Origin of the sequence: Halomonas sp. THAF12, assembly GCF_009363675.1 — a bacterium.
GTDB lineage: Bacteria > Pseudomonadota > Gammaproteobacteria > Pseudomonadales > Halomonadaceae > Halomonas > Halomonas smyrnensis.
Map to the genome: position 1 here is coordinate 3,743,931 of NZ_CP045399.1, position 20,529 is coordinate 3,764,459.

The window sequence follows — 20,529 nt, forward strand, 5'->3', positions numbered from 1 at the left end:
TTTCTTGGTGTGTGCTCGCTAGAGAGGCGTCAACTTGGCGAAGCCCAGCACCAGCCACTTGTCGCCCTCGCCCTCGAAGCTGACCTGCACCCGGGCGCGCTCGCCCTCGCCCTCGGCGTTGAGGATCACGCCCTCGCCGAAGATCGGGTGGCTGACCCGCTGGCCCAGCGCCAGCGAGGGCAGCTCGGCGCCGCCGTCGACGCTCTCCTGGCGCGGGCCGGGGCGCGAGGCGGTGACCGGCCGCGAGACCTGGCCGCGCAGCCGCACCTCCTCGAGGCAATCCTCGGGCAGCTCGCGCAGGAAGCGCGACGGCCGCTGGAAGGTCTCCTTGCCGTGCAGCCGGCGCAGCTCGGCGTGGGTCAGGTAGAGCTTCTGCATCGCCCGGGTCAGGCCCACGTAGCACAGCCGGCGCTCCTCCTCGAGGCGGCCGGGTTCCTCCATCGACATCTTGTGCGGGAACAGGCCCTCCTCGACGCCGGCCACGAACACCACCGGGAACTCCAGGCCCTTGGCCGAGTGCAGGGTCATCAGCTGCACGCAGTCCTCGAACTCGTCGGCCTCGTGCTCGCCGGCGTTGAGCGCGGCCTCGGCGAGGAACGCCTCCAGCGCGGCCATGCCCTCGCCGGCCTCCACGGTGTCCAGGGTCTCGCCCTGGCTGAAGGCCTTGGCGGCGGTGACCAGCTCCTCGAGGTTCTCGACCCGGGCCTGGCCCTTCTCGCCCTTCTCGTTGCGGTGGTGCTCGACCAGCCCGGTGCGCTCGTTGACGTGATCGATGATCTCGTGGAGCGCCATGCCGGAGGTCTCGTCGTCGAGCCGCTCGATCAGGTCGGCGAAGGCCTTCACCGAGGACACCGCGCGCCCCTTGAGCGAGCCGTCGAGCTGGGCGTCGTGCAGCGCCTGCCACAGCGAGATGCCGACGTGGCGGGCGCGCTCGCGCAGCACCTCGACGGTGCGGGTGCCGATGCCGCGTGCCGGCACGTTGATCACCCGCTCCAGCGAGGCGTCGTCGTCGCGGTTGAGCAGCAGCCGCAGGTAGGCCAGGGCATTCTTGATCTCCAGGCGCTCGTAGAAGCGCTGGCCGCCGTAGATGCGGTAGGGCACGCCCTGGCGGATCAGCGTCTCCTCGATCACCCGCGACTGGGCGTTGGAGCGATAGAGGATGGCGATCTCGCGGCGCGTCATGCCCTCCTCGACCTTCTCACGGATGGTATCGACGATGAAGCGCGCCTCGTCCAGGTCGTTGAAGCCGCCGTACAGCGAGATCGGCTCGCCGCGGTCGCCGGCGGTCCACAGCTCCTTGCCCATGCGCTCCGAGTTGTGGCGGATCAGGGCGTTGGCGGCGTCGAGGATGGCGCTGGTGGAACGGTAGTTCTGCTCCAGGCGCACCGTCTTGGTGGCGGGGAACTCGTCCTCGAAGCGGCGGATGTTCTCGATTCGCGCGCCACGCCAGCCGTAGATCGACTGGTCGTCGTCGCCGACCACGGTCATCGGCGTGGTCTTGCCGGTGAGCAGCTTCAGCCAGGCGTACTGCAGGGTGTTGGTATCCTGGAACTCATCGACCAGCACGTGGGCGAAGCGCTCCTGGTAGTGGGCGAGCAGGGCGGGATTGTCACGCAACAGCTCGAGGCTCCTGAGCAGCAGCTCGCCGAAGTCGACCAGGCCACCGCGCTCGCAGGTCAGCTGGTAGCGCTCGTAGAGCTCGACCATCTGGGTCATGTAGGCGTCGCCGTGGGCGTCCACCTGGTGCGGGCGCAGCCCCTCCTCCTTGCAGCCGGAGATGAACGACTGCACCTGGCGCGGCGGGAAGCGCTCGTCATCGACGTTGTTGTCCTTGAGCAGCCGCTTGATCAGGCGCAGCTGGTCGTCGCCGTCGATGATCTGGAAGTGCTGGGGCAGCCGCGCGTCCTGCCAGTGGGTGCGCAGCAGGCGGTGGGCGATGGAGTGGAAGGTGCCGACCCAGACGTGGCGCAGCGAGATGCCGAGCAGCGCCTCCAGGCGGGTGCGCATCTCGCGGGCCGCCTTGTTGGTGAAGGTCACCGCCAGCACGGCGTAGGGCGAGAGCCCCTCGGCCTGCATCAGCCAGGCGATGCGATGCACCAGCACCCGGGTCTTGCCGGAGCCGGCGCCGGCCAGCACCAGCATGTTGCCCTGGGGCGCGCTGACGGCCTCGCGCTGGGCCGGGTTCATGTGGTCGAGAATCGCCGTGACGTCGTCCATAGCGGGAAGGCATCGCTGCTCGGAAAATGGCCCGACAGCTTACCATATCGCGTCGGTCACGGCCGGCCACCGACATTGCTGACATGGGATCGGGCAGCCAGTTAGGATTCACCGTAGTGCTTAATGTTATTGGACCCCACCATGGCCGACCTCGCCGCCCTGAACCCCGTTCGACTGCCCGATGACTCTTCCCTGCGGCGGCGCCCCAACCTTAGGAATGCCATATCATCGAACGAGCTCGAGCACTTCGATGACAGGACCCTGTTCTACGATGTCTTCATCGATGCCGAGAGCTCCATGCTGCGTGCCATCGGACCGCCCGCGCTCAATCTCAAGCCTGCACTGGACGGGATGAGCTTGAAGGTCAACGGTTCTCGGGTCCGCTATCGCCTGCGCGAGCTTCCCGAGCAGAAACTCGTGATGCTGGAGGCAGGCGTCACTCCTGGGGCGTCACATGACATCGCCTTCGAGCTGGATGGCTTCACGGCAAGGCTGCAGCTCACCGAGGAGCAACTCCCCGGAGGACGCACGGTGCTGGCCGCGATCTCCAAGAACAATCGGCCGGAGTGGATCTCCACCTGGGTCGACTTCCACCGGGACAACTACGGCATCGACGATGTCGTCCTCTACGACAACGGCAGCGACAACATCGACGCCCTGGAGGCATGCCTTCGCGGCCGCGCGACCGTGATCCGCTGGAACTTCCCCTATGGCCCCCCAGGAAGGCGGCACAACAAGTTCGCTCAGCCGGGTGCCCTCAATCACTGCCTGAGCAAGTTCGCCCGTCGGGGCCGCCTGTTCAATTTCGACATCGATGAACTGTTGATCGCGGAAAAGGATCGGCTCGAGCACGAGCTCTCAGGCAACAGCACCCTGTACTTCGAAAGCTACAACGTGCCCTTCGTGCCTCCCGAGCGAGACGATTACACCCACTTCGACTTCGTCTGGCGCCATGCGCAGCGACGTCAGACGGCGCGCAAGTTCATCTGTCAGACCGAAGCCGTGGACGTGATCTCCCAGCACAATACCTGGAGCACCCTTCCCATCCCCTTCTGGCATGTGATGCGGCGCAATCGGCCAGAGCGCATGACCAGCCGTCACGGCTACTTCCTGCACTTCCTGGGCATCACCACGAACTGGCAGCCACACCTGAACAAGCTCGCGGAAGTCGGCCCGGAGGGGCTGATCCTCGATGACAGCCATGTCCAGCGGCGTCCCGACAACGCTTACTTTGCCTCAGACGCTCTCAGGACTCGTCGGGCTCCGGATAGCGCAGCGAGTTGAGGCTCTTCTTCACCGACTTGAGCTGCTCGGCGAGCCTGGGCCCACGGGACTTGGCCACGCCCACCGCCAGCACGTCGATCATCACCAGATGGGCGATCCGCGAGCTCATCGGGGTGTAGATCTCGGTGTCCTCGTGGACGTCGATGTACAGCGGCAGGGTCACCTCCTCGGCCAGCGGCGAGCCGCTGGGGCACAGGCCGATCACCGTGGCGCCGGCCTCGCGGGCCAGGCGCACGCTGGCCACCAGCGCCCGGGTGCGCCCGGTCTGGGAGATCGCCACCACCACATCGCCCTCCTTGAGGGTCACCGCCGACATGTTCTGCATGTGCGGGTCGGTGTAGGCGGCGGTGGAGATCTGCAGGCGGAAGAACTTGTGCTGGGCATCGAAGGCCACCGCGCCGGAGGCACCGAAGCCGTAGAACTCGACCCGATTGGCCATGCCCAGGGCATTGATCGCCTGGCTCAGCGCATCGTTGTCCAGCCGGTCGCGCACCGACAGCAGGGTACCCACCGTGGAGTCGAAGATGCTCTGGGAGAATTCCGCCACCGAGTCGCTGTCGTTCATCGAGAACTGGGCGAACTGGCTGCCGGTGGCCAGCATCTGGGCCAGCTTGAGCTTGAAGTCCTGGAAACCGTTGCAGCCCAGGGCGCGGCAGAAGCGCACCACGGTGGGCTCGCTGACCTTGGCCTCGGTGGCCAGGTCGACGATCCGCATGTGGATCACCTCATCGGGATTGCGCAGCACGAACCTCGCCACCTTCTGCTCGGAGCGGCGGAAGTGCGTCATGCGGCGTCTCATTTCATCGAACAGGCCAAGGCTCACGCGGCACTCCTGGGTCGGCGGATTCGAGGGCAATGCCCACAGTATGCCCCAACCGACGCCCCCATGGGCAGCAAGGCGCCGAAAGGATCGTTGACACTCCGATCTTCATCATTCTGTCAAGAGGGGTATAGTAAGAATTGCAGTGTCGCGCAGCGCCCCACGCCGATGCCGACACCCCCACTGCAGACAGGAGAGTCGATCATGCGTAATGTCGAACGCTTATCCTCCGTCAAGAGCGAACTCCTCGACATCTTCATGAGCATGGAAGTCGTCGAGCACGAAGAACGCTCCCGTACCGCCGCCCAGCGCAACCTGCGCGCCCGCCGCGGCATCGAGCTCCACGAGGAGTTCAAGCGTCTCAGCCAGGACATCGCCGACCTGCCCGAGGACGACGCCGACGAGATGCACTGATCCCGACTCCCGCGACCGCAGGCCCCGAACGCGAAGAGCCCCGCACGGGGCGGGGCTCTCGCGTCGGGGTCGGCCCCGGTATCGCCACGGCTTCGACCTCAGAGGCTGGTGAAGAACACCACCGCCACGCCGATCGGCGCGATGAAGCGCGTGATCAGGCTCCACAGGCTGAAGTCGTAGATGTCCATGCCGAGTTCGCGCCGCACGCTCTCCTTGTCGAGATACCAGGCGGTGAAGACGATGGCGCCCAGGCCGGTGAGCGGCAGCATGAACTTGCTGGTCACCCGGTCCAGCAGGTCGAAGACGTTCAGGCCGAACAGCACCGGGTCGCTCCACAGGTTGAACGACAGCAGCGCGGCGATGCCCAGCGCCCAGGCCGCCACCCCGGCCACCAGGGCGGAACCCACGCGCGGCAGCGGCGTGCGCTCCTCGACGAATTCCACCACCGGCTCGAGCAGCGAGATGGCCGAGGTCAGGGCGGCGAAGGTCAGCAGCAGGAAGAACAGCAGGCCGACCACGATGCCGCCGCCCATCTGGCCGAACGCCAGCGGCAGGGTGACGAAGATCAGCCCCGGGCCGGAGGCCACGTCGAGGTCGTTGGCGAACACCAGCGGGAAGATCGCCAGGCCGGCGCCCAGCGCGATCACGGTGTCCATGATCACCACGGTGCGCGCGGTCTTGAGCAGGTCGACCTCTTCGCCCAGGTAGGAGCCGTAGGCCATCATGATGCCCATGCCCAGCGACAGGGTGAAGAAGGCATGGCCCAGGGCCGCCAGCACGGTCTCGCCGGAGAGCTTGCTCCAGTCCGGATTGAACAGGTAGGAGACGGCCTCACCGAAGTGGCCGGTGGTCATGCCATAGCCGACCAGCACCACCATCAGCACGCCCAGCGCCGGCATCAGGATGCGGGCGGCACTCTCGATGCCCTTGGTCACGCCGCGGGCGACGATGCCGATGACCAGCAGCATGAACACCGAGTGGCCGGCCAGCAGCAGGCCCGGGCTCCCCAGCATGGCATTGAACAGCGCGCCGATGCCGTCGGCATCCTGGCCGCTGAAGGCGCCGGTGACGGAGTTCAGGGTGTAGTACAGCGACCAGCCGCCGATCACGCTGTAGAAGGACAGGATCAGGAAGGCGCCGAGGATGCCGCTGATGCCGACGATCATCCAGGCCCGGGTGCGGCCGGAGGCCTCGGCCAGGTCGGCCATGGCGTTGGCGGGATTGTTCTGGCCGCGGCGGCCGATCATCCACTCGGTGACCAGGATCGGCAGGCCGATCAGCGCGATGCACAGCAGGTAGACCAGCACGAAGGCCGCGCCGCCGCTCTCGCCCACCATGTAGGGGAACTTCCAGATATTGCCCAGGCCGACCGCCGAGCCGGTGGCCGCGAGGATGAAGCCCAGCCGGGACGACCAGTGCGCGTGTTGCTGTTGCTTGAGGGACATAATTCACCTTGAAGGGTCGTGTCGCCATCGATCGATCGGATGCGATGACGTTCTGATTGTTGTCGCCACGTCCACGCCGTGCCGGATCTCGGTACGGCGCATTCAAGGGCATAAAACGCATGCCAAGCAGGATCACTACCAGGGCTACGTTTCCACCGGTGGGGTGAAGGGTGGAAACCGCAAGGAGGTATCGCGACACCCCACAGGGGTTAGGCGTGAGGGTCGACGATATTCGATGGCAAGTGACGAGCGAGGGGTAACATATCCGATCGTCTGCCCGGAGGCCACCCATGGCGGCAAAACCACGCAGCGCGCGCCCTGGCGTTCGAAACGAGCCGCCCCGCGGCTCAGAACAGCGCGGCCTGGCGCTCGCCCGGAAAGTCCGCCGTCGGCGGCAGTCCGGCCCGTGCCGCCACCGACGAATAGAGCCGACGCGCCAGCTGCGGGGCGCGGCGGTTATCGGCGGTATGCACAAACAGGAAAGGGGTTTTCCCCTGTTTTATCCACAAGACAAGGCGTTCGATCCAGGGCGTGAAGTAGTCGATATTGATCGACTCGTCAACATTGCCGATGAAGCGCACCACGGGAAATTCCCCTGTGGAAATCACATGTAACGGCCGTTTCGGCTTCTCGTGCTGAGCCTTCTGCATGCCCGGATGATCGCCGGCGGCGGTGGAGAACAGCGGCCGCACGTCGAGCATGACCCGGTTGGCGCCGTGACTTATCAACAGCCTGTTGAGGGCCGTCTCGGCCACCCCCTTGTGGAAAAACTCGCTGTGGCGCACCTCGACCGCGCAGGGCAACCAGCTCGGCCAGCGGTCCAGCAGGGCCTCGAGGCGGGGCAGCTCCTCGGCGCCGAAGTCCCGCGGCAGCTGGACCATGATGGGCCCCAGGCGATCGTGCAGCGGCGCCAGGGCCGCCAGGAAGTCATCGAAGCCCGCCTCGACGTCCACCAGGCGCCGCTCGTGGGTCAGCGACGACGGGAGCTTGAAGCAGAAGCGGAAGCCGGCCGGCGCCTGGCGCGCCCAGGCCGCCACCGTCTCGGCGCGGGGCGCGCCGCTGTAGAAGGTGGTGTTGCCCTCCACCGAGGAGAACACCCGGGCATAGTCGCCCAGCAGATCGTCGCTGCCGCCGTGGGGCGGATAGAGCCCGCCGCGCCAGTCGGGGTTGGCCCACATCGGCAGGCCAAGGTGCAGTCGCGGCGGCTCACTGGCGGCCATGGTGGCCTCGTCCCTCATTCCACGGTGACGGACTTGGCCAGGTTACGCGGCTGGTCGACGTCGGTGCCCTTGAGCACGGCGACATGATAGGAGAGCAGCTGCAGCGGCACGGTATAGAGGATCGGCGCCAGGGCCTCCTCCACCTTGGGCAGACGCAACACCCGGATACCCTCGCCGTCCTCCAGTGCCACGCCCTCGTCGGCAAACACGAACAGCTCGCCGCCGCGGGCCCGGACCTCCTGGAGGTTGGACTTGAGCTTGTCGAGCAGGGCGTCGTTGGGGGCCACCGCGATCACCGGCATCTCGGCGTCGACCAGCGCCAGCGGCCCGTGCTTGAGCTCGCCGGCGGGATAGGCCTCGGCATGGATGTAGGAGATCTCCTTGAGCTTCAGCGCGCCCTCCAGCGCCACCGGGAACTCGGGCCCGCGCCCCAAAAACAGGGCGTGATGCTTCTCGGCGAAGGCCGCGGACAGCGCCTCGACGGCCGGATCCAGCGCCAGCACCTCGCCGACCCGGGCCGGCAGCCGACGCAGCGCCTCGACCAGCGTCGCCTGCTCGTCGGCGTCCTGGCCACGCACCCGGCCCAGCGCCAGGGTCAGCAGCATCAGCGCGGTGAGCTGGGTGGTGAAGGCCTTGGTCGAGGCCACGCCGATCTCGGGACCGGCCTGGGTCATCAGCGTCAGGTCCGACTCGCGCACCAGCGAGCTGCCCGGCACGTTGCAGATCGCCAGGCTGCCCAGATAGCCGAGCCGCTTGGCGAAGCGCAGCGCGGCCAGGGTGTCGGCGGTCTCGCCGGACTGGGACAGCGTCACGAACAGCGTGCCCTCGGGCACCACCACGCGGCGATAGCGGAATTCGGAGGCCACTTCGACCTGCACCGGCACGCCGGCATAACGCTCCAGCCAGTAGCGCGCCACCATGCCGGCGTGATAGCTGGTGCCGCAGGCCACCAGGTGGATCTGGCGGACCTCACCGAACAGCGCCTCGGCCTCGGGGCCGAAGCTCTCCACCAGCACGCTGCGATCGCCGAGCCGGCCCTCCAGGGCCGCGGCAATCACCGCCGGCTGCTCGTGGATCTCCTTGAGCATGAAGTGGCGATAGCCGCCCTTGCTGGCCGCGCCGTCGCCGTGCTCGAAGGTCTGCACCGGACGCTCCACGGCGTCGCCGCCGGCATCGAAGATCTCGATCCTGCCGGCACCGGAGAGGCGCACCACGTCGCCCTCTTCCAGATAGATGAAGCGGTCGGTGACCTGCAGCAGCGCCAGCGGATCGGAGGCCAGGAAGGCCTCCTCGATGCCGACGCCGACCACCAGCGGGCTGCCCTGGCGGGCGCCGATCACCACGCCCGGCTCGTCGACGTGGACCACGCCCAGCGCATAGGCCCCGTCGAGGCGCGCCAGCACCCGCTGCACGGCGGCCAGCAGGTCGCCGCCCTGCGCCTCGCGGGCGATCAGGTGGGCCATCGCCTCGGTATCGGTCTCGGAGCTGAAGGCATAGCCCTCGGCCTCGAGCTCGGCCTTCAGCGCCTCATGGTTCTCGATGATGCCGTTATGCACCAGCGCCAGGCGCTCGCCGGACTGGTGGGGATGGGCGTTTGCCTCGCTGGGCTTGCCGTGGGTGGCCCAGCGGGTGTGGGCGATGCCGCTGTGGCCGGCCAGGGGCGCGGCGACCAGCGCCTCCTCCAGGGCCGCGACCTTGCCCAGGGCACGACGACGCTCGAGCCGGCCGTCACGCCCCGGCACGGCCATGCCGGCGGAGTCGTAGCCGCGATATTCGAGCCGCTTGAGCCCTTCCAGCAGGATGCCCTGTACGTTGCGCTGGGCGACAGCGCCGACGATGCCACACATGGTTCGCTCCTTAGAGGTCGTCTTGCTTGACCGGCCGCTGCCAGTCGTCCTTGCTGATCAGGCGTCCGCGGCTCACCGCCAGGGTATCGTCCGCCACGTCGCGGCTCAGCGTGGAGCCGGCGCCCACGGTGGCCCCCTTGCCGACGCGCATCGGCGCCACCAGGGCGGTATTGGAGCCGATGAAGGCCCCGTCGTCGATCTCGGTGCGGTGCTTGTTGGCGCCGTCGTAGTTGCAGGTGATGGTGCCGGCGCCGACGTTGACGTCGCGCCCGAGCCGGGCATCGCCCACATAGCTGAGATGGTTGATCTTGCTGCCCTCGCCCACCTCGGCGTTCTTGGTCTCGACGAAGTTGCCGACCTTGGCCCCCACCGCCAGGCGCGAGCCGGGTCGCAGCCGGGCGAAGGGCCCGATGCGGTTGTGGCCGGCCACCACGGCGCCCTCGAGCACGCTGTGGGAGTCGATCTCGCTCTCGGCGCCCACGTGGCTGTCGCGGATCACGCAGTAGGGGCCGATGCGCACGCCCTCGCCCAGCTCGACGTGGCCCTCGAACACGCAGCCCACGTCGATCTCGACGTCGTGGCCGCAGGTCAGGGTGCCGCGCACATCGAGGCGCGAGGGATCGGCCAGGGCCACGCCGGCGGTCATCAGCGACTCGGCGATGTCGCGCTGGTGGGCACGCTCCAGCTGCGCCATCTGCAGACGATTGTTGACGCCCTCGACCTCCAGCGCCCGGGACGGCTGGGCGGTGGCGATCCTCACGCCCTCGGCGGCGGCCATGGCGATGACATCGGTCAGGTAGTACTCGCCCTGGGCGTTGTCGGCGGACAGCTGCGGCAGCCAGCGGCGCAGCTGGGCGGCGGTCATGGCCATGATGCCGGTGTTGCACTCGCGCACCGCGCGCTCGCTCTCGGAGGCGTCCTTGTGCTCGACGATGGCCACCGCCTCGCCGGCCTCGTTGCGCAGGATGCGGCCATAGCCGCTGGGGTCATCGAGGGTCACGGTGAGCAGGGCCATGTGCTGCTCGTCGACCCGCGCCAGCAGGTCGCGCAGGGTCTCGCGCCGGGTCAGCGGCACGTCGCCGTAGAGCACCAGCACCTTGCCCTCGCCGAGATGATCGAGCGTCTGGGCCACGGCGTGGCCGGTGCCCTTCTGCTCGGTCTGGCGGGCGAACCGCACCGGGCAGTCGGCCAGCGCCTCGCGCACGCGATCGGCGCCGTGGCCCACCACCACGTGGGTCCGATCGGCCTCGAGACCGGCGGCGGTGTCGATCACGTGCCGCACTAGGGGCCGGCCGGCCAGGCGATGCAGCACCTTGGGCAGGGTCGAACGCATCCGGGTCCCCTGCCCGGCCGCCAGTATCACCACGTCGAGACTCATCGTGACTCCTTGTCGATCCATCGTTGAATCAGGCCATTCTAGTGCCTAGGGCGCCTCGGCCGCCACGCCGGCCACCGGCTCGTCCATCACCTCGATGCCCATCTCCTCGAGCCGGTCGCGGCCGAAGCGGGCCGCGAAGGCCGGGCTCGCCAGGCTGACCCAGTCGTCGTCGGCGGCGTTGCGCACCAGCATCATCACCGCCAGGTCATGTTCGACGGCCAGGGCCATGCCCTCGTCCTCGCCGAGTACCGACATGGCGGTCGCCCAGGCGTCGGCACGGGCATTGGAATCGTCCACCACCGTCACCGAGGCCATGCGATGCCGGATCGGGCGGCCGGTGCGCGGATCGATGGTATGAGAGTAGCGCCGGCCGTCTTCCTCGAAGTAGTTGCGATAGTCGCCGGAGGTGGCCACCGAGGTGTCCTCCAGCGGCAGCACGTACTTGGCCCGGGGCCGGCCGTCGCGGGGAATCTCGACGCCGATGCGCCAGGGCTCGGCCTCGCCGTCGCGATGGCCGGCCACCTCGAGCTCGCCACCGATGTTGACCAGATAGTTGTCGAGGCCCTGGGAGGCCAGATAGGCCGCCACCCGATCGGTGGCGTAGCCCTTGGCCACGCCGGAGAGGTCCACGAACACGTCCTTGAGGCGACGCGCCCGCCGCTGATCCGCATCGATCTCCAGGGTGTCCATGCCGACCTCGGCGAGGCGCTGCTCGATCAGGGCGTCTCCCGGCACCTCGCGCGGCCTCGCCTCGGGGCCGAAGCTCCACAGGTTGACCAGCCCGCCGACGGTGACGTCGAAGGCGCCGTTGCTGGCCTCGCCCACCCGTCGGGCGATCGACAGCACCTCGATCAAGGGCGCGGAGAGCGTCTGCCACTCGCCCAGAGGGGCGTGATCGAAGGCCACCAGCTCGGCGTCGTCGCGGTAGGTGGACATCGAGGCATCGACGCCCTCGAGCTCGTCGAGGATGCCCGCCTCGAGCTCGTCGCGGCGCTCGGCGGTGATCGGGTCGGCCAGCGTCACCTGGTAGAAGGTGCCGAAGATATCGCCCTCGAGCGTGACCGGCGTCTCGAGGGTCCGCTCGGAGCAGCCGGCCAGGAGGACGATCAGCATCAGCGTCACAAAGGCGAAGCGAAGACGTGGGAGTGGCATGAGTCCTCCAACAAATAAACAAAAAGGATGCGCTGATTTATGTCGCGAGCGAAGAGAGGCTGGTTGCCGCCGGAGCGCAGGAACCGGAGTGTAGCCTGCTACATGAGGATTCCGATCGGACCGGCGCCCCGGCACCGCCGGCGACCAGGATATCAAGCGCAGCAATCAATCAGTGCTTCCTCAGCCGAACAGCCAGATCAGGGCAATACCCAGGATCAGCCGATAGGCCACGAAGGGCTGCATGCCGATGCGGCGGATGAAGACCAGGAAGAAATGAATGCACAGGTAGGCGCTGATACCGGAGAGCACGGTGCCCGCCGCCAGATCGCCCCAGGCCACCGGCACCGACGCCTGAGCCAGTTCCAGGGCCTCCAGACCGCCGGCCAGCACGATCACCGGAATCGACAGCAGGAAGGAGAAGCGTGCCGCCGCCTCCCGCGACAGGCCGAGCACCAGCGCCGCGGTCATGGTGATGCCCGAGCGCGAGGTGCCGGGAATCAGCGCCAGCGCCTGGGCCAGGCCGATCCACAGGGCATCGCGGCCGCTCATGCGATACTCGCTGCGGGTGCCGCGATGGCGCCAGTCGGCGATGCCCAGCACCACGCCGAAGACGATCAGGCCACCGGCCAGCACCAGCGGCGAGCGCATCACCTCCGAGATGACGTCCTGGAAGGCCAGCCCCACCACGCACACCGGTATCGTCGCCAGGATCACCCACCAGGCCAGGCGGGCGTCATCGTCGGTGCCGCGGCCGGCGACGCTGCGCCCCCAGCTGGCCGTCATGGTCACCAGCTCGTGGCGGAAGTAGAGCACCACCGCCATCAGGCTGCCCAGGTGCAGGGCCACGTCGAAGGCCAGCCCCTGATCGGGCCAGTCGGAGAAGACCGGCACCAGGATCAGGTGTGCGGAGCTGGAAACGGGCAGGAACTCGGTCAGCCCCTGGACGAGAGAAAGCACAACGATCTGTAGCCAATCCATGGTCGGTCTCAATCAAGCGAATTCAAGGAGATATAAACGTCACGAGGGCATACTGACCCGCCCTTCGTGTTGGCGTTCCCTTACCCGACGGGCAGCACCATGGTGGCGATGCCGAAGTAGATCAGCACCCCGGTGGCATCGATCAGGGTCGTGACCAACGGCGCCGAGGCCGTGGCCGGGTCCCAGCCCAGGCGGTCGAGCACGAAGGGCAGGCACAGGCCCAGCAGGCTGCCGACCAGCACGATGACGATCATGCTGACCGCGACCACCATGGCCACCGCCTCGCCGCCGCGGAACACGCCGATCGGCGCCACGGCGAGCGCCATGGTCAGCCCCAGCGAGCCGGCCACCAGCAGCTCGCGGCCGAACAGCTTGCCCCAGTCGCGCACCCCGACGTCGCCGGTGGCCATGCCGCGCACCGTCAGGGTGGCCGCCTGGGCGCCGGCGTTGCCGCCGCTGCCGATCAGCAGCGGCAGGAAGAACACCAGCGCCACCTGGGCCGAGATGGTCGCCTCGTAGTGGGCGATACCGGCCCCGGAGAGCAGGTTGCCGAACACCAGCAGCACCAGCCAGGTCACCCGCTTGCGATACAGGCTCAGCAGCGGCACCCGGCTGACGCCGCCCTCCAGCGCGCCGATCGACATCCCCTTGTGGAAATCCTCGGTGGCCTCGGATTCCACCACGTCGAGGGCATCATCGTGGGTGACGATGCCGACCAGCCGACGCATCTCGTCGACCACCGGCAGGGCCAGCAGGTCGTAGCGGGCCACGATCCGGGCGACCTCCTCCTGAGGCGTGTCCACCGAGGTATGGATGACGTCATGGATCATCATGTCGTCGACCCGGGCCCCGGGCCGCGCCACCATCAGCTGGCGCAGCGACATGGTGCCGGCCAGGCGACCCTCGGGGTCGATCACGTAGAGCTGGTAGACCGTCTCCGCGTCCGGCGCGGTCTGGCGCACCCGCATCATCGCCCGGGACACCGTCATCCCGGCGGGAATGGCCACGTAGTCGGAGGTCATCAGCGCGCCGGCGGTGCCTTCCTCGTAGCTGGCCAGGCGCTTGAGCTCCTCGCGCTCCTGATGCGCCATGCGCCTGAGCAGCGCCTCGCGGCGATCGTCGTCGAGAACCTTGAACAGGTCGGCACGCTCGTCGCCCCCCATCTCCTCGAGCACCGCCTGAAGGCGGTCGTCGCCCATGCCCGCGACGATCGCCAGCTGCTCCTCGCCATGCAGATAGCCCATCACGTTGGCACGCCGCTCCAGCGGCAGGCGGTCCAGCAGCGCGCGGGCGCGCAGCTCCTGCTCGCGTTCGAGCAGGTCCTGGAGGATCTCGGCGATGTCCGCGGAGCGCAGCTCCGGCAGCTGGGCGCTCAGCCGCGCGCGATCATCCGCCTCGAGGGCGGCGAGCAGGCCTTCCTTGTGGCGATTCAGGGCATCGCTGAGCGGCATGATCTTGTCCTCCCTGTGCCGGCGCGAACGAAAACGCCCCCCGGCCGGGCCAGGGGGCAACATGATCGCACAGGGCGTGGAGGGCGTCAGCTTCGGCGGCTCCCCCGGAGGCGCCGCCGGGAAGGGATGAGGCCGGGACACGGATCGCTGTATCCTTGACCGACGCAGGCCGATCGGCCTGGCATCGATGCAGGGAGAACGACAGGAATGGAACGCAGGATTCTCGACACGCTGGCCGAACTCGGCTTCACCAGCCGCGCCCGCCTGAGCGAACTGGCGCGCAGCGAAGGCATCGAGCTGCCGCCATTCCTGTTGCGGGTGCTGTCCATCGTGGGCCGGTTCCCGACGCACAACCAGCAGCAGCTGCTGCAGCGACGGGGACATGACAAGGGCCAGGTGGCACGCGCCTTCAAGCAGCTCGAGCAGCAGGCACTGATCCGCCGCAGCGGCAGTTCTACCCCGCGGCGCATCACCCAGGCGGCGCTGACCGAGGAAGGCCAGCGCCTCTTCTCGCGGCTGGAGGCGGCCCGTGGCGAACTGGCGAGCCAGGCGCTGTCGGGCTTCGCGCCCGAGGAAGTCACGCAGCTCAACGCCCTGCTGCAGCGCATGCTGGAGAACGTGGAGCGCACCGCCGACTGAGCGCGCCCGCCCCTGCACACGTGGGACTCTCGGATCCTTCTCCCGGCACAAGTTGACATAGTCAACTTGTGCCGGTAGCGTGTGCGCTCCTTCGCGGCCCCCTCACCGCGCCACTCCCCCCACCGCCAGAGCGTTCGATGTCCCTGCGACTTGTCCTCGGGCTGGTAGGCATGCTGCTGGCCTGTATCGGCGCGGATATCAACCAGGAAGCGACCTCGCTGGCCCTGGCGGATGTTCGCGGCGCCTTCGGATACAGTGTCGATCAAGGCAGCTGGTTTACCACCCTCTACAGTATCGGTGCCGCCATGGGCATGTTGGTCGCGCCGTGGCTGGCCATGACCTTCTCGGTGCGCCGCTTCGCCGCCGTGGCTGCCGTCTCGCTGGGCCTGCTCGGCCTGGCCTGCGCCACCACCGAGTCGCGCTCGCTGCTGCTGATGCTGCGCTGGTGCCAGGGGCTCACCACGGGCTTTCTCATCCCGCTGCTGATGATGGTGGCCCTGCGCTTCCTGCCCCCGGCGCTCAAGCTGTTCGGCCTCGCCGCCTACGGCCTGACGGCCACCTTCGCGCCCAACATCGCCATGCCCGTGGTCGCCTGGGCCCACCACGGTCCGGGCATCGGCTTCGTGTTCTGGGCGGTCCTGCCGCTGTGCCTGGTGGCGTCGGGACTGATCCTCCATGGCCTGCCGCAGGATCCGCCGCGCCTGGCGCGCTGGCGGCAGTTCGACTGGCTCGGCTGGGGGCTGGGCTGGGCACTGTGTGCCAGCGTCGTGACCCTGTTTGCCCAGGGCGAGCGCCTGGACTGGCTTCACTCGCCGCTGATCCGCGGGCTGGCCCTGGCCAGCCTGGTGCTGCTGCCCCTGTTCCTGTGGCGCTGTGCGTTCGGGCCTGCGCCGCTGATCCGTCCGCAACTGCTCAGACGCGTCAATTTCGGCTTCGGCGTCTGCATGCTGGTCGGGGTGATCACCCTGAGCGCCTCCAGCGCCTCCCTGCCCGCCGAGTTTCTCGCCGAGGTCCAGGGCTATCGCCCGCTGCAGAGCCTGCCGGTGACGCTGGCCGTCGCGCTGCCGCCGCTGATGATCCTGCCGCTCGCGGCCTTGGTGTTGAATGTCGAGCGCATCGACTCGCGCTGGATCATGGCATCCGGGCTGCTGCTGATGGCGGCGGCCAGCTGGTCGAACAGCCACGTCACCCTGGCGTGGATGCGGGAGCAGTTCTACGTCGCCCAGGTGGTCTTCGCGATCGGACAGTCCATGGTCGTGGTCGGCCTGCTGATGACCGCCACGGCGGTCGTCGATCCCATGGAAGGCCCCTTCGCCTCGGCGACGATCAACACCTCCCGGGCGCTGGCCGGGCCGGTGGCCGGCGGCCTCATCGGGCACTACCTCGCGGTCGCCATCGATCGCCACGCCCATGCCCTGATGGAACGGCTGGGCACGATGCGCTTCTCGCTGATGCAGTCGGCGCCGCTGAGCGGCCACGGCCGCGAGGCGTTGAGCTGGCCCATGGGAGGCCCAGGCGGCGAGGCCTTGCTGCAGCTTCATGAACGAATCGATGCGCAGGCGACGGTCCTGGCCTATGCCGATGCCTGGCGCCTGATGGCGCTGCTGGCCCTGCTGCTGGTGCCGCTCTGCCTGCTGCCCAAACGCACCCACGCACCGCGGTTCAACCGCCCCCGACCGATATGACCGATACCCAGACGCCCCAAGCCCCTTCCCGCTCCCTCGCCCCACGCCTCATCGGCGCCGCCGCGCTGCTGTGCGTGGCCCTGGGGGGTGCCTTCCTGACCGCCCCCTGGTGGATGAACGACGGCCGAGCCTGGACCAACAATGCCAAGCTGGATGCCGACTATACGGTCATCTCGCCGCGCGTCGCCGGCGATATCGTCGCCGTGCACGTCGAGGATCACGAGACGGTGTCGCGAGGCGACGCCCTGATCGACATCGACCCGCGCGACTATCGTGCCGCCGTCGATGCCGCCGAGGCCCGGGTGGCGTCGGCGCAGGCCAGGCTGGCGGAGATCGAGGCCGAACTGGCCAGGCAGCCGTCTCGAATTCGCCACGCCCAAGCCGTGGTGGACGAGGACATCGCCAACGTCGACTACGCCCGCCTCGACGCCGAGCGCTACCGCCGCCTGCGTCATGACGGCAATGCCTCGCAGCAGAACGCCCAGCAGGCCACCGCCAACGCTTCGGCGCTGGACGCCCGCCGCCAGGCGGACCAGGCCAGCCTGGACGACGTGCGTCATCAGACTCAGGTCCTGGAAGCGCGGCGGGCGAGTGCGCAGGCGACGCTGGCCCAGGCCCGGGCCGAGCGTGAGCAGGCTCGTCTCTCGCTGTCTCATACCCGGGTGACGGCGCCTCGAGACGGCATCGTGGCCGAACAGGCCGGTCGCGTCGGCGCCTGGACCGAGGCCGGCGGGGCGCTGATGGCGATCGTGCCGACCGATGCGATCTACGTCACCGCCAACTATCGGGAGGTCGAGATCACCGAGGTTCGCGTCGGCCAGCCGGTGACGATCTCGGTGGATGCCTATCCCGGGATGACGCTCGAGGGCCACGTCGACAGCCTCGCCCCGGCCACCGGCACCACCTTCTCGCCGATCTCCCACGACGATGCCTCGGGGAACTTCACCAAGATCGTCCAGCGCCTGCCGGTGCGCATCGCCATCGAACCGGATCAGCCCGGGCTCGACCGGCTCAAGGTCGGCCTCTCGGTCGAGACGACCATCCATACCGACGCCGACGGCTGAGCCTCGCAGAGCCTTCCCGCGGCCATCGCCCCGCCTGCCGACCAAAAAAAGCGCCCCCCGACTGAGTCGGGGGGCGCTGTCATCGCACGGGGCGTGGCGCGACCTTAGCCGCTGCGACCCACCTTGCGACGCAGCTGCTGGATGGTCCGCAGCTGGGCCGCGGCCTCGGCCAGTTCGGCCGTGGCGCGGGTGTAGTCCATCTCGGCGGACTTGTCCTGCATCGCCTTGAGGGCCTGCTGGCGGGCCTCCTCGGCGGCGGCCTCGTCCAGGTCGTCGGCGCGCACGGCGGTATCGGCGAGCACGGTGACGACCTCGGGCTGGACCTCGAGGAAGCCGCCCGAGACATAGAAGTGATCCTCTTCACCTCCGCCACGGACGATGCGCACCGGGCCGGGGGCCAGTTCGGTGAGCAGCGGCGTATGCCCCGCCAATACCCCGAGATCCCCCGCGCGACCGGCTGCCACGACATGCTCGGCTTCGCCGGAGAAGATCGACGCCTCGGCGCTGACGATCTCGCACTTGAAGGTTTTCGTCATGATGACGTCTCCCAGGTGGAGGGATTACTTCATCTGGTTGGCTTTCTCGACGGCCTCGTCGATGGTGCCGACCATGTAGAAGGCCTGCTCCGGCAGCTCGTCGTACTCGCCGTCGAGGATGCCCTGGAAGCCACGGATGGTTTCCTTCAGCGACACGTACTTGCCGGGAGCGCCGGTGAAGACCTCGGCGACGAAGAACGGCTGCGACAGGAAGCGCTGGATCTTACGCGCCCGAGACACGGCCAGCTTGTCCTCGTCGGACAGCTCGTCCATGCCCAGGATGGCGATGATGTCCTTGAGCTCCTTGTAGCGCTGCAGCACGCCCTGCACGCCGCGGGCGGTCTTGTAGTGCTCCTCGCCGACGACCAGCGGATCCAGCTGACGAGAGGTGGAATCCAGCGGGTCGATGGCCGGGTAGATACCCAGCTCGGCGATGGAACGCGCCAGTACCACGGTCGCGTCGAGGTGCGAGAAGGTGGTGGCCGGGGACGGGTCGGTCAGGTCGTCCGCGGGCACGTACACCGCCTGCACGGAGGTGATGGAGCCGGTCTTGGTGGAGGTGATGCGCTCCTGCAGGACGCCCATCTCCTCGGCCAGGGTCGGCTGGTAACCCACCGCGGAGGGCATGCGGCCCAGCAGGGCAGACACCTCGGTACCGGCCAGGGTGTAGCGGTAGATGTTGTCGACGAACAGCAGCACGTCGCGGCCTTCATCGCGGAACTTCTCGGCGATGGTCAGGCCGGTCAGGGCCACGCGCAGACGGTTCCCGGGCGGCTCGTTCATCTGGCCGTAGACCAGCGACACCTTGTCGAGAACGTTGGACTCCTGCATCTCGTGATAGAAGTCGTTGCCCTCACGGGTACGCTCACCGACACCGGCGAACACGGAGTAACCGCTGTGCTCGGTGGCGATGTTGCGGATCAGCTCCATCATGTTGACGGTCTTGCCGACGCCGGCGCCGCCGAACAGGCCGACCTTGCCGCCCTTGGCGAACGGGCACACCAGGTCGATGACCTTGATGCCGGTCTCCAGCAGCTCGCTGGTGGCGGCCTGGTCGGCGTAGCCCGGTGCCTTGCGGTGGATCGGCATGCGCTCTTCTTCGCCGATCTCGCCCGCCTCGTCGATGGGCTCGCCGAGCACGTTCATGATCCGACCCAGGGTCTCCTTGCCGACCGGCACGGAGATGGCGGCCTGGGTGTTGGTGACGTCCATGCCACGCTTGAGGCCCTCGGTGGAGCCCATGGCGATGGTGCGCACCACGCCGTCGCCCAGCTGCTGCTGGACTTCGAGAACGGTCTCGGCATCCGAGACCTTCAGCGCGTCGTAGACCTTGGGAACATCGTCCCGCGGAAACTCTACGTCAATCACCGCGCCGATGATTTGTACGATACGTCCGCTCATCTTGGTTCCTCTCAAATACCTGCAAATGAAACCCGGTTGCCGGAAGGGATTCGCCCTTCCTCGGCGTTATACGGCGGCGGCGCCACCGACGATCTCGGAGATTTCCTGGGTAATGGCCGCCTGACGGGCCTTGTTGTACACCAGCTCCAGGTCGTCGATCAGATTGCCGGCATTGTCGGTGGCACTCTTCATGGCGATCATCCGCGCGGCCTGTTCGCAGGCCACGTTCTCGACCACCGCCTGATAGACCTGCGCCTCGACGAAACGCACGAGCAAGCTGTCCAGCAGCTCCTTGGCATCCGGCTCATACAGGTAGTCCCAGCTTCCGGGACGCTTGTTTTCTTCGTTCTGCTCTTCGGCACCCATCTCGGGCGACAGGGGCAGCAGTTGGCGAACCACCGGCTTCTGCGTCATGGTGTTGACGAATTCGTTGAACACCACGTACAGACGATCCAGCTTGCCCTCGTCGTAGGCGTCCAGCATCACCTTCACGCTGCCGATCAGCTCGTCGGCTTCCGGCGCCTCGCCCAGGCCGCTCTTGGCCGCGACCAGGCTGCCGCCGTACTTGCGGAAGAAGCTGGTGGCCTTGCTGCCCAATGCGCAGAAATCCAGCTCGGCGCCGTTGTCGCGCCAGGCCTTGGCCTCCTTGACGACGGCCTTGAACATGTTGACGTTCAGGCCACCGCACAGGCCGCGGTCACTCGACACCACGATGTAGCCGACCCGCTTGACCTCGCGATCCAGCATCCACGGATGCTTGTACTCGGGGTTGGCGTCGGCGACGTGGCCGACCACCTTGCGGATCTGCTGGGCGTAGGGCTGGCTGGCCTTCATCCGGTCCTGCGCCTTGCGCATCTTCGACGCAGCGACCATCTCCATGGCACTGGTGATCTTCTGCGTGTTCTTGATGCTGCCGATCTTGGTGCGTATCTCTTTTGCAGCTGCCATAGCGATCTACTCCGTTCGTGGCCCTCAGAAAGCTCCAGGGCCCGCTCCCC

General features: G+C 67.8%; 17 protein-coding genes. 5 read left to right on the forward strand and 12 right to left on the reverse strand.

Translation table 11 applies throughout. The features are described from left to right. Positions 1-18: 18 nt before the first annotated feature. The gene (gene uvrD, locus FIU88_RS17465; protein ID WP_152480037.1) at positions 19-2,217 is read right to left on the reverse strand and encodes a DNA helicase II; all 2,199 of its coding nucleotides are present in this window, start codon (positions 2,215-2,217) and stop codon (positions 19-21) included. A 141-nt stretch (positions 2,218-2,358) separates the two neighbouring features. Between uvrD and FIU88_RS17470 the strand changes: the two genes are divergently transcribed. After that, positions 2,359-3,501 carry a glycosyltransferase family 92 protein gene (locus tag FIU88_RS17470; RefSeq protein WP_172977736.1) on the forward strand — a complete coding sequence of 381 codons (1,143 nt, stop codon included), beginning with the start codon at positions 2,359-2,361 and terminating at the stop codon, positions 3,499-3,501. On the opposite strand, the gene hexR is transcribed toward FIU88_RS17470, so the two are convergent. After that, positions 3,464-4,324 (reverse strand): transcriptional regulator HexR, encoded by an 861-nt coding sequence (gene hexR / locus FIU88_RS17475; RefSeq protein WP_026068333.1) that lies wholly within the window; start codon positions 4,322-4,324, stop codon positions 3,464-3,466. The two genes, FIU88_RS17470 and hexR, sit on opposite strands and share 38 nt — an antisense overlap. A 201-nt stretch (positions 4,325-4,525) precedes the next feature. On the opposite strand from hexR, the gene FIU88_RS17480 reads away from it, so the two are divergent. Continuing rightward, the gene (locus FIU88_RS17480) at positions 4,526-4,735 is read left to right on the forward strand and encodes a PA3496 family putative envelope integrity protein (protein ID WP_016854228.1); all 210 of its coding nucleotides are present in this window, start codon (positions 4,526-4,528) and stop codon (positions 4,733-4,735) included. A gap of 98 nt (positions 4,736-4,833) precedes the next feature. On the opposite strand, the gene FIU88_RS17485 is transcribed toward FIU88_RS17480, so the two are convergent. From FIU88_RS17485 to mgtE, 7 genes are all read right to left on the reverse strand, one after another. Beyond that, positions 4,834-6,180 (reverse strand): sodium-dependent transporter, encoded by a 1,347-nt coding sequence (locus FIU88_RS17485; RefSeq protein WP_016854227.1) that lies wholly within the window; start codon positions 6,178-6,180, stop codon positions 4,834-4,836. 347 nt (positions 6,181-6,527) lie between these two features. Further along, a complete protein-coding gene (locus FIU88_RS17490) occupies positions 6,528-7,400 on the reverse strand; it encodes a DUF72 domain-containing protein (RefSeq protein WP_152480039.1) in 873 nt (290 codons plus the stop codon). Between the two features lie 14 nt (positions 7,401-7,414). Continuing rightward, positions 7,415-9,247, reverse strand: a complete 1,833-nt coding sequence (gene glmS, locus FIU88_RS17495) for a glutamine--fructose-6-phosphate transaminase (isomerizing) (RefSeq protein ID WP_152480040.1) — start codon at positions 9,245-9,247, stop codon at positions 7,415-7,417. Between the two features lie 10 nt (positions 9,248-9,257). Further along, entirely contained in the window at positions 9,258-10,625 is a 1,368-nt protein-coding gene (glmU, locus tag FIU88_RS17500) for a bifunctional UDP-N-acetylglucosamine diphosphorylase/glucosamine-1-phosphate N-acetyltransferase GlmU (RefSeq protein WP_152480041.1), read from the reverse strand. Between the two features lie 45 nt (positions 10,626-10,670). Then, positions 10,671-11,777, reverse strand: coding sequence for an FAD:protein FMN transferase (locus FIU88_RS17505; protein ID WP_152480042.1), 1,107 nt, complete (start codon positions 11,775-11,777; stop codon positions 10,671-10,673). 180 nt (positions 11,778-11,957) lie between these two features. Continuing rightward, positions 11,958-12,755: an undecaprenyl-diphosphate phosphatase gene (locus FIU88_RS17510; RefSeq protein ID WP_016854222.1), complete on the reverse strand. Its 798-nt coding sequence runs from the start codon at positions 12,753-12,755 to the stop codon at positions 11,958-11,960. An 80-nt stretch (positions 12,756-12,835) separates the two neighbouring features. Next, a complete protein-coding gene (mgtE, locus tag FIU88_RS17515; RefSeq protein WP_152480043.1) occupies positions 12,836-14,206 on the reverse strand; it encodes a magnesium transporter in 1,371 nt (456 codons plus the stop codon). A gap of 207 nt (positions 14,207-14,413) precedes the next feature. On the opposite strand from mgtE, the gene FIU88_RS17520 reads away from it, so the two are divergent. From FIU88_RS17520 to FIU88_RS17530, 3 genes are all read left to right on the forward strand, one after another. Further along, positions 14,414-14,845: a MarR family winged helix-turn-helix transcriptional regulator gene (locus tag FIU88_RS17520; RefSeq protein WP_152480044.1), complete on the forward strand. Its 432-nt coding sequence runs from the start codon at positions 14,414-14,416 to the stop codon at positions 14,843-14,845. A 137-nt stretch (positions 14,846-14,982) separates the two neighbouring features. Beyond that, positions 14,983-16,530, forward strand: coding sequence for an MFS transporter (locus FIU88_RS17525; protein ID WP_152480045.1), 1,548 nt, complete (start codon positions 14,983-14,985; stop codon positions 16,528-16,530). Continuing rightward, positions 16,527-17,594, forward strand: coding sequence for an HlyD family secretion protein (locus FIU88_RS17530; protein ID WP_152480046.1), 1,068 nt, complete (start codon positions 16,527-16,529; stop codon positions 17,592-17,594). Before FIU88_RS17525 ends, FIU88_RS17530 begins: the two co-directional genes overlap by 4 nt. Before the next feature lie 104 nt (positions 17,595-17,698). Here the strand turns inward: FIU88_RS17530 and FIU88_RS17535 are convergent, their stop codons facing one another. From FIU88_RS17535 to atpG, 3 genes are all read right to left on the reverse strand, one after another. Then, positions 17,699-18,130, reverse strand: a complete 432-nt coding sequence (locus FIU88_RS17535; protein ID WP_035594491.1) for a F0F1 ATP synthase subunit epsilon — start codon at positions 18,128-18,130, stop codon at positions 17,699-17,701. 24 nt (positions 18,131-18,154) lie between these two features. Then, the gene (gene atpD / locus FIU88_RS17540) at positions 18,155-19,531 is read right to left on the reverse strand and encodes a F0F1 ATP synthase subunit beta (protein ID WP_016854219.1); all 1,377 of its coding nucleotides are present in this window, start codon (positions 19,529-19,531) and stop codon (positions 18,155-18,157) included. Between the two features lie 66 nt (positions 19,532-19,597). After that, the gene (atpG, locus tag FIU88_RS17545) at positions 19,598-20,479 is read right to left on the reverse strand and encodes a F0F1 ATP synthase subunit gamma (RefSeq protein ID WP_152480047.1); all 882 of its coding nucleotides are present in this window, start codon (positions 20,477-20,479) and stop codon (positions 19,598-19,600) included. Positions 20,480-20,529: the final 50 nt, after the last annotated feature.

Coding starts and splice junctions, on each gene's coding strand:
- FIU88_RS17525 (WP_152480045.1), top strand. CDS start 14,983: ATGTCCCTGCGACTTGTCCTCGGGCTGGTAGGCATGCTGCTGGCCTGT.
- FIU88_RS17505 (WP_152480042.1), bottom strand. CDS start 11,777: ATGCCACTCCCACGTCTTCGCTTCGCCTTTGTGACGCTGATGCTGATC.
- FIU88_RS17520 (WP_152480044.1), top strand. CDS start 14,414: ATGGAACGCAGGATTCTCGACACGCTGGCCGAACTCGGCTTCACCAGC.
- FIU88_RS17530 (WP_152480046.1), top strand. CDS start 16,527: ATGACCGATACCCAGACGCCCCAAGCCCCTTCCCGCTCCCTCGCCCCA.
- atpD (WP_016854219.1), bottom strand. CDS start 19,531: ATGAGCGGACGTATCGTACAAATCATCGGCGCGGTGATTGACGTAGAG.
- FIU88_RS17510 (WP_016854222.1), bottom strand. CDS start 12,755: ATGGATTGGCTACAGATCGTTGTGCTTTCTCTCGTCCAGGGGCTGACC.
- FIU88_RS17490 (WP_152480039.1), bottom strand. CDS start 7,400: ATGGCCGCCAGTGAGCCGCCGCGACTGCACCTTGGCCTGCCGATGTGG.
- FIU88_RS17535 (WP_035594491.1), bottom strand. CDS start 18,130: ATGACGAAAACCTTCAAGTGCGAGATCGTCAGCGCCGAGGCGTCGATC.
- glmU (WP_152480041.1), bottom strand. CDS start 10,625: ATGAGTCTCGACGTGGTGATACTGGCGGCCGGGCAGGGGACCCGGATG.
- FIU88_RS17470 (WP_172977736.1), top strand. CDS start 2,359: ATGGCCGACCTCGCCGCCCTGAACCCCGTTCGACTGCCCGATGACTCT.
- glmS (WP_152480040.1), bottom strand. CDS start 9,247: ATGTGTGGCATCGTCGGCGCTGTCGCCCAGCGCAACGTACAGGGCATC.
- FIU88_RS17480 (WP_016854228.1), top strand. CDS start 4,526: ATGCGTAATGTCGAACGCTTATCCTCCGTCAAGAGCGAACTCCTCGAC.
- uvrD (WP_152480037.1), bottom strand. CDS start 2,217: ATGGACGACGTCACGGCGATTCTCGACCACATGAACCCGGCCCAGCGC.
- atpG (WP_152480047.1), bottom strand. CDS start 20,479: ATGGCAGCTGCAAAAGAGATACGCACCAAGATCGGCAGCATCAAGAAC.
- mgtE (WP_152480043.1), bottom strand. CDS start 14,206: ATGCCGCTCAGCGATGCCCTGAATCGCCACAAGGAAGGCCTGCTCGCC.
- FIU88_RS17485 (WP_016854227.1), bottom strand. CDS start 6,180: ATGTCCCTCAAGCAACAGCAACACGCGCACTGGTCGTCCCGGCTGGGC.